We start from the raw sequence: 8,181 nt of genomic DNA, 5'->3' as shown, positions 1-8,181 counted from the left end.
TTTATGAAAACTCATTTACTGGCTATTTTGCTAGAAATTAGGTCCCAACCACTATTTTTATTATTTTTTATACCCTATATTTTTATTATTTTTTATACCCTAACATAGTGATATAGCAATGTTGGAATAAAATTTACATAAAAGTCATTTTGACATATTTAGGTATGTTAATTTAGACGTTTTTTTTAAATTCTAGTAGTTAATATGAAGTGCTGTAAACCTTACGTCCGTGCACTAAAATATAGATGACTAAAGTTGTAAATCCTAAAATACCCATGATTCCATATAATTGACTATAAGAAATCATATGTGTGAAAAGACCTAGTAAGGATGGTCCAAATCCAATTCCTATATCTAAACCAATAAAGTAAGTTGATGTAGCTAAGCCATATTTATTTGATGGAGATACTTTTATTGCGATAGCTTGCATACAAGATGACAAGTTACCATAACCAATTCCTAATGCGATACCTGCAATAAGTAATACCCATCCGTTAAAACTAAGCATCAGTAGAACAAAAGATAATACTAAAAAGATAAATGCTGGATAAACAACTACATTTTCGTTTTTATCATCCATCAATCTTCCAGCAATAGGTCTTGTTATGAGGGACGCAATAGCATAAAAAATGAAAAAGTAACTTGCTGATGTAACTAGATCTCTTTCAACAGCAAAAGCCTGTAAATAAGTTAAAATTGCAGCGTAAGTAACACCGATTAATAGCATGACGAATGCTACCGGAATGGCTTCTTTGGCTACAAAATGAGCCAAATTGAATCGTTTATGTGTAATTGTGTTTTCTTTAACTGTTGTGAAATTAATTTTAATTAACAGTGATAATAGACCACTTATGACACCTAAAATTACACAAATAGTAAATAAAATATTGATAGAAAAGGAATTCATCAATAACATACCAAAAAATGGGCCAATAGCGGTTCCCAACACCAAACTTAATGAGAATAAACTGATACCTTCACTTTTGCGTGTAGGTGGTGTAATATATGCTGCTATTGTTCCTGTAGCAGTTGTAGCAACCGCTGTTGCTAAGCCGTTCAGTAAACGCACCATCATTAAGAACCAAACAGAACCAGGTATAAAATAAAGTAGCTGTGTTACTACTAAACATATTAAACCAAAAATGAGAATTTTTTTTGGACCAAATCGATTGACGTATTTACCTGTTACAAATCGACCTATTAATGATCCTACTATAAAAAGTCCGACTACGAGTCCAGCAACAGAATCAGAAGCATGGTATTCTGATTTACTATAGCTCGCGATAACGACAATTAATAAATACATACATAGATAAACAAAAAAGTTAATAGCAAAGTTAATATTAAAACTCTTCGTAAAGATGGGGTCTTTAATTATTGTAGACTGATTCATTACTGTTCCTCCTTTATCATTGCTTCATGAATTTGAGACATCGCATTTGTAATATCAAATACTTGCTCATCAGTTAATCCAGTTTTTTTTATAATATCTTGTTGAATGACAGTGATCTTTTTATTAATAGTTTCAAAAAGTCTTTGGCCTTTGTCAGTTAAACTCAATAATTTCTCTCTCTTATCAACTCCTGTTTTTGTCATGACCCAACCATTGTCTAACAACACTTTAATCAACTTTCGTGTTGTAGGCTTTTCTATTGAACGACGATGAGAAATTTTTACAAGGGTAGTAGGTTGATAATTGGCAATATCTCTTAGCACAAGCCATTGGCCAGTATGAATCTGATGCTGATCTAATATAGGTTGTGTAAGTTTAATATAGGGTCTATATATACCTATAAAACTATTGAAAAATTCATTGGTTAAAATATCTAACACCTCATTGTTATATTAGTTAGCTTGGCTAACTATTTAAAAGACAGAGACAATTATATGACTAAAATGTGAATTTTGCAATGGTCTTAGATTCCTTTTTAATATTTAAAGTAATTAAAGTTAGATTTTGTTAAAATGAGCAATAACATGTGGAGGGGGGAGAAAGTTGAACTTAAAATTAGACCATATCATTCACTATTTACATCAATTAGAGTCATTTAAGTTTCCCGGAGAAATATTAGAATTGCAAAATGGTGGAAGACATCATCATTTGGGCACCTTTAATCAAATAGCACCGATTAAAAATAGTTATATCGAATTGCTAGATGTTGAAAATGAGTCAAAACTTAGCAATATAGCTAAAACTGAAGAAGGTCGTGTATCATTTGCTACAAAAATAGTGCAGGATCATTTTAAACAAGGGTTTAAAGGTATTTGTTTTAGAACAAAGGATATAAATCAGGTTAAAAGTACTTTAGAAAATAGAGGCGTTGATGTGATAGGTCCTATTGATATGGAAAGAGAAAATAAAAAAGGTCATCAAATTCGTTGGAGATTGCTATATATTGCTAACCCTGACTATACAGTCAAACCACCTTTCTTTATAGAATGGGATAACAACAAAAAGCAAAACCTATCACAAATACATAATTTCAACTTGTCATCGTTTAAAATTAAAGAGGTGATTATTACTAGCACTCAACGTGAAACAACAGTAAGTCTTTGGAAAGAATGGTATAACCTGAAAATAGTAAATGAAACGGCTACATCTACTGATTTCAAATTAGAAACTGATGAAGTTATCTATAAAATAGAAGACGGCAAAGATTCAGGTTTTCATACATTAATAATGACCGATATCAATGCCACAGCACCATATTCAATATTTATACGTGGTGCTAAATATCGTTTTGAGCCACCCAACTAGTATAAATATAGATAGGCACTGTGAATAATTAAACCGATGTGTATGAAAGCGAAAACGGTAGATAAAATACTTAGAATCAATTCATAGTTTGTGGTACGTAAAAAAATAAAAAAAATGGATATAATAAATATAAATGCTACGAAGATGACACGAAGACTAAAATATGAAATTGTTAGTGGGTGATTGATTGTAATAATGATTGCCACGAGATTTAGGATAATAAATAACAATAAAATAAACTTTCTCATATAAAAACCTCTTTACTAGTGGTTAGTAATCATTATATCAAGGGTAATAGTATTGAAAGAACTAAAACGGTTTGAAAGTGACATCGTCGACATCGTTCTCATTAAGATGTATAATTAAAATTACTGTAAAATAAAGGAGATATTTTAAACCATGGAAAAGATGAACATCACTAATCAACAACATGACGCATTTGTGAAATCTCATCCCAATGGTGATTTATTACAATTATCTAAGTGGGCAGATACGAAAAAATTAACAGGATGGTATTCAAGAAGAATTGCTGTCGGTGAAAATGGTCAAATTAAAGGTGTTGGCCAGCTACTATTCAAAAAAATACCTAAACTTCCATACACTTTATGCTATGTATCTAGGGGATTTGTAGCTGATTATAATAATAAAGAAGTGTTAGAAGCTCTACTTAGCTATGCTAAAGAAGTAGCAAAAGATGAAAAGTCGTATGCTATCAAAATAGATCCCGATGTCGAAGTAGATAAAGGTGCAGAAGCACTTAAAAATCTACGTGAGCTTGGGTTTAAACATAAAGGTTTTAAAGAAGGACTGTCTAAAGACTATATTCAACCAAGAATGACTATGATTACGCCTATTGACAAAACAGATGATGAATTAGTTCAAAGTTTCGAACGTCGAAATCGTTCAAAAGTAAGACTTGCACTGAAGCGTGGAACTAAAGTAGAACGATCAAATCGCGAGGGGCTTAAAATCTTTGCTAATTTAATGAAGATAACTGGGGAGAGAGATGGTTTTTTAACTCGAGATATTAGTTATTTTGAAAATATATATGATGCACTTCATGAAGACGGTGATGCAGAACTCTTCCTTGTTAAATTAGAGCCTAAGCCAGTATTAGATACGGTTAATCAAGATCTTGAAGCACAATTAGCTGAGAAAGAGAAATTACAATCAAAAAAGCAAGATAAAAAGACACTTAATAAACTTAATGATATTGATAATAAAATTAAGAAAACAAATGAATTAAAATCGGATTTAACAGAACTTGAAAAAAGCGAGCCAGAAGGTATTTACTTGTCAGGAGCGCTCTTAATGTTTGCAGGAAACAAATCTTACTATCTCTATGGCGCTTCCTCGAATGACTATCGTGATTTCTTACCAAACCATCACATGCAATTTGAAATGATGAAATATGCACGTGAGCATGGTGCAACAACCTATGACTTTGGTGGTACAGATAATGATCCTGATAAAGATTCAGAACATTATGGGTTGTGGGCTTTTAAACGAGTTTGGGGTACATATTTAAGTGGAAAAATTGGAGAATTTGATTATGTATTAAATCAACCGCTATATCATTTAGTTGAGAAAGTGAAACCTCGTTTAACGAAAGCTAAAATTAAAATATCACGTAAACTTAAAGGTAAATAACTACTACATTCAGATCTGAACGCTTCTATAGATAAATTGAGAGCGTTCAGATTTTTTATAAGAAAGGAAAAAATGAATGATTAAAAAATTATTACAATTTTCGTTAGGTAATAAATTCGCTATTTTTTTGATGGTAGTTTTAATTATATTAGGTGGCGTTTATTCAAGCGCCAAATTAAAACTTGAATTATTACCAGATGTTGAAAATCCAGTTATTTCAGTTCAAACTACAATGTCTGGAGCAACACCCCAGTCAACACAAGATGAAATAAGTAGCAAGATTGATAATCAAGTACGCTCGTTGGCCTACGTAAATAGTGTACAGACTGAATCTATACCTAATGCTTCTATAGTAACTGTAGAATACGATAATGGTACAGATATGGATAAAGCTGAAGAACAATTAAAAAAAGAAATCGACAAAATTAAGTTTAAAGATGGCGTTGGTGAACCCGAATTAACAAGGAACTCTATGGATGCTTTTCCAATTGTGGCATATTCTTTTACGAGTAATAATCAAAAGTTAAAAGACGTTACTAAAAAGTTAAATCAACAGCTCGTACCAAAATTACAAACCATTGATGGTGTACAAAATGCACAATTAAACGGTCAAACTAATCGTGAAGTATCGTTAAAGTTTAAACAAAAAAATTTAGATGAAAAAGGTTTAACTGCAAATGATGTTGAGAACTATATAAAAACGGCTACACGTGAAACGCCATTAGGACTTTTCCAATTTAATAAGAGTAATAAATCTATTGTTGTTGATGGTCAATTTAAATCTGTAGACGCTTTTAAAAATCTTAAAATCCCTTTATCTATTTCTGGACAAGCTGCACAAAATGATAGCGATTCCGACAGTGATAGTCTAATGCCAAGTGATAATACTCGCTCGACTAATAGTTCAACTCATATGGCACAGAAAGGCCAAATGCCATCTGTACCACTTAAAGATTTAGCAGATATTAGTGTCGGTGATGAACGTACTTCTATATCCAAGACAAATGGAAAAGATGCTGTTAACTTACAAATTATGAAATCACAAGATGCTAATACTGTGCAAGTTGCGAGAGAAGTTCAGAAAAAAGTAGATGAATTTGTACGTAATGAGAGTGGAATGAAATCTATTAAAACAATGGATACTGCTAAACCTATTGAAGACTCTCTTTATACTATGGTTGAAAAGGCCGCTCTCGGTACGATTGTTGCTATTATCGTTATTCTTCTGTTTTTAAGAAATATAAGAACTACAGCTATTTCAATTGTATCTATACCAATGTCAATATTAATTGCGCTCATAGCATTAAAATTAAGCAACGTATCATTAAATATTCTTACTTTAGGTGCATTAACGGTTGCAATCGGGCGAGTTATAGATGATTCTATAGTTGTCGTTGAGAATATATTTAGAAGATTATCTGATCCGAATGAGAAGCTCAAAGGTGAAAATTTAATTATAAGCGCTACTAGAGAAGTATTTAAACCTATTATGTCATCGACCCTTGTTACTATAGTAGTGTTTTTACCACTAGTGTTTGTGTCAGGTTCAGTAGGCGAAATGTTTAGACCATTTGCGCTAGCCATTACTTTTAGTTTATTAGCTTCACTACTTGTTTCGATTACCCTAGTGCCTTCTTTAGGTGCAACATTTTTTAAAAATGGCGTTAAAAATAGGGAACAAAAAGAAGGTCTAGGAACAGTTGGGAGAGCCTATAGAAGCGCTTTGAATTGGTCACTTAATCATAAATGGATTGTGCTTATAGTTAGTATTTTTATTTTAGTTGGAAGTGTGGTCATAGGCGCAAGAAATCTAGGAACGAGTTATATTTCAACTGGAGATAATAAATTTTTAGCTCTAACATATACTCCAAAACCTGGAGAAACACAGAAATCTGTGACACAACATGCTGAAAAAGTACAAAATTATTTAGATAAAAAAGATAAAGTAGAAACTGTTCAATATTCTATAGGTGGTCCTACACCACAAGATCCTACCGGTAGTACCAACAGCATGGCAATTATGATTAAATATCAATCTGACACGCCTAATTTTGATGAAGAGCCTGATAAAGTACTTAAACATATCGAGACATTTAAACAACCTGGAGAATGGAAAAATCAAGATTTAGGAACAGGAGCAGGTAATAATTCTGTTGAAGTAACTGTCAAAGGACCTAATACAAGTGCAATGAAAGATACAGTCAACCGTGTAGAGAAAATGATGACTGATATTAAAGGCATAACGAATGTTAAATCTGATTTATCACAGACGTATGACCAATATGAAATAAAAGTTGACCAAAATAAAGCTGCAGATAATGGTATTTCTGCTGCACAACTTGCGATGAATCTTAATGAAAACTTACCTGAGAAAACAATTTCTACAGTTAATGAAAAGGGTAAATCTATAGATGTAAAGGTCAAACAAAATAAGCAAACAGATTGGTCTTCTCAAAAAATTAAAAACATTAAACTAAATAAGCCTACGGGCGGTACGATTAAACTTAGTGAAATAGCATCTCTTAAAAAATCATATACACCAAGTAAACTGACTCAAGAAGATGGCGATTATGCTACGACTGTTACAGGTAAAGTGACTGATAAAGATGTGGGTGGTAAATCTCAACAAGTTATGGCTAAAGTGAAAGACCTTGAGAAACCTAGTCATATTAAAATTAATGTCGGCGGTGCAACTGATGACATTGATAAGGCTATTTCTCAGCTTGCTATGGCGATGATAGCAGCAATTATCATTGTTTATTTAATTTTAGTTATTACATTTAGAGGTGGTCTGGCACCATTTACAATCTTGTTCTCATTACCATTTACGGTTATCGGTGTAGTACTTGCACTCATCATTACCGGAGAAACTATTTCAGTTCCAAGTTTAATAGGTATGCTTATGTTAATTGGTATCGTTGTTACGAATGCTATAGTATTAATCGATCGTGTTATTAACAATGAAAAACAAGGTATGCCGATGAAACAGGCATTGATAGAAGCGGGTGGTACACGGATAAGACCTATATTAATGACAGCAATTGCAACAATAGGTGCACTAGTGCCGTTGTTATTTGGTCATGACAGTTCAATATTAATTTCAAAAGGTATGGCTGCAACAGTAATAGGTGGATTAATTTCTTCAACGCTACTCACACTCTTTGTAGTACCGGTTATATACGAAATTTTATTCACTTTAAAAAATAAAATTACTAAAAAGTTTAATATGTAAAAAAACGACTTAGGTAAGATGATTATACTTACCTAAGTCGTTTTTATTTTTTAATATAGTATAAAAATTAAAATAATAAATATAACAAATAATAAAAGTGATAAGATATTCAAGATACTAACACCTTTTTTATCATCTTTTAATTCTTTAAAACCAGTCACTTCAACATTACCAACTAAAAGCAATAAAACGACAAATACCCACCAATTTTCTTTAGGGAATTGTAACGTTGTCAAAGCAACTACAAATAGTAACAATATGCCCATAACAATTCTCAAGATTCGAGTTATGACAGAATGCATTTTAAAAATACTAATGTACGAAACAATTAAGTATAAAACAGGCAATAAAATAAGATAAAGTTTCATAAAGAGCCACCCTTTCTATTACGAATAATATATTAGCACGATAAAAATCATATGACTAGAATACGAGTAGAGATTAATTGGTTGTCGTAGCTTCATAAGTTGCTTTGCAAACCAAAATTTAAAAATTCTAGATATACGTGTTTATTAAATCAGTTATTGATTGTCAATATGAT

6 protein-coding genes are annotated in these 8,181 nt (G+C 31.8%); 3 read left to right on the top strand and 3 right to left on the bottom strand.

Annotated elements, in window-relative coordinates:
• Positions 1-199: 199 nt before the first annotated feature.
• Together HMPREF2576_RS06610 and HMPREF2576_RS06605 are read right to left on the bottom strand one after the other, a co-directional pair.
• Complete coding sequence (locus HMPREF2576_RS06610) at positions 200-1,393, bottom strand: MFS transporter (protein ID WP_002468894.1); 1,194 nt, start codon at positions 1,391-1,393, stop codon at positions 200-202.
• Positions 1,393-1,833: a MarR family winged helix-turn-helix transcriptional regulator gene (locus tag HMPREF2576_RS06605; RefSeq protein ID WP_001829772.1), complete on the bottom strand. Its 441-nt coding sequence runs from the start codon at positions 1,831-1,833 to the stop codon at positions 1,393-1,395. The genes HMPREF2576_RS06610 and HMPREF2576_RS06605 overlap by 1 nt, the downstream gene beginning before the upstream one ends.
• Before the next feature lie 163 nt (positions 1,834-1,996).
• Here HMPREF2576_RS06605 and HMPREF2576_RS06600 point away from each other — a divergent pair, with 163 nt between their 5' ends.
• From HMPREF2576_RS06600 to HMPREF2576_RS06590, 3 genes are all read left to right on the top strand, one after another.
• On the top strand, positions 1,997-2,758 hold the full coding sequence (locus HMPREF2576_RS06600; RefSeq protein WP_002468896.1) for a VOC family protein: 762 nt from the start codon (positions 1,997-1,999) through the stop codon (positions 2,756-2,758).
• 399 nt (positions 2,759-3,157) lie between these two features.
• Entirely contained in the window at positions 3,158-4,408 is a 1,251-nt protein-coding gene (locus tag HMPREF2576_RS06595) for a lipid II:glycine glycyltransferase FemX (protein ID WP_002468891.1), read from the top strand.
• Positions 4,409-4,484: 76 nt separating this feature from the next.
• Positions 4,485-7,640 carry an efflux RND transporter permease subunit gene (locus tag HMPREF2576_RS06590; protein ID WP_001829753.1) on the top strand — a complete coding sequence of 1,052 codons (3,156 nt, stop codon included), beginning with the start codon at positions 4,485-4,487 and terminating at the stop codon, positions 7,638-7,640.
• Between the two features lie 50 nt (positions 7,641-7,690).
• Here HMPREF2576_RS06590 and mspA read toward each other — a convergent pair whose 3' ends face one another.
• A complete protein-coding gene (mspA, locus tag HMPREF2576_RS06585; protein WP_002438539.1) occupies positions 7,691-8,008 on the bottom strand; it encodes a membrane stabilizing protein MspA in 318 nt (105 codons plus the stop codon).
• Between the last annotated feature and the right edge of the window lie 173 nt (positions 8,009-8,181).

It is taken from the genome of Staphylococcus sp. HMSC063F05, assembly GCF_001837075.1.
Lineage (GTDB): Bacteria > Bacillota > Bacilli > Staphylococcales > Staphylococcaceae > Staphylococcus > Staphylococcus epidermidis.
The sequence above is the reverse complement of the archived record's forward strand: the minus strand, read 5'-3'. Positions and strand labels throughout refer to the sequence as shown.

Coding starts and splice junctions, on each gene's coding strand:
- HMPREF2576_RS06610 (WP_002468894.1), bottom strand. CDS start 1,393: ATGAATCAGTCTACAATAATTAAAGACCCCATCTTTACGAAGAGTTTT.
- HMPREF2576_RS06595 (WP_002468891.1), top strand. CDS start 3,158: ATGGAAAAGATGAACATCACTAATCAACAACATGACGCATTTGTGAAA.
- HMPREF2576_RS06590 (WP_001829753.1), top strand. CDS start 4,485: ATGATTAAAAAATTATTACAATTTTCGTTAGGTAATAAATTCGCTATT.
- mspA (WP_002438539.1), bottom strand. CDS start 8,008: ATGAAACTTTATCTTATTTTATTGCCTGTTTTATACTTAATTGTTTCG.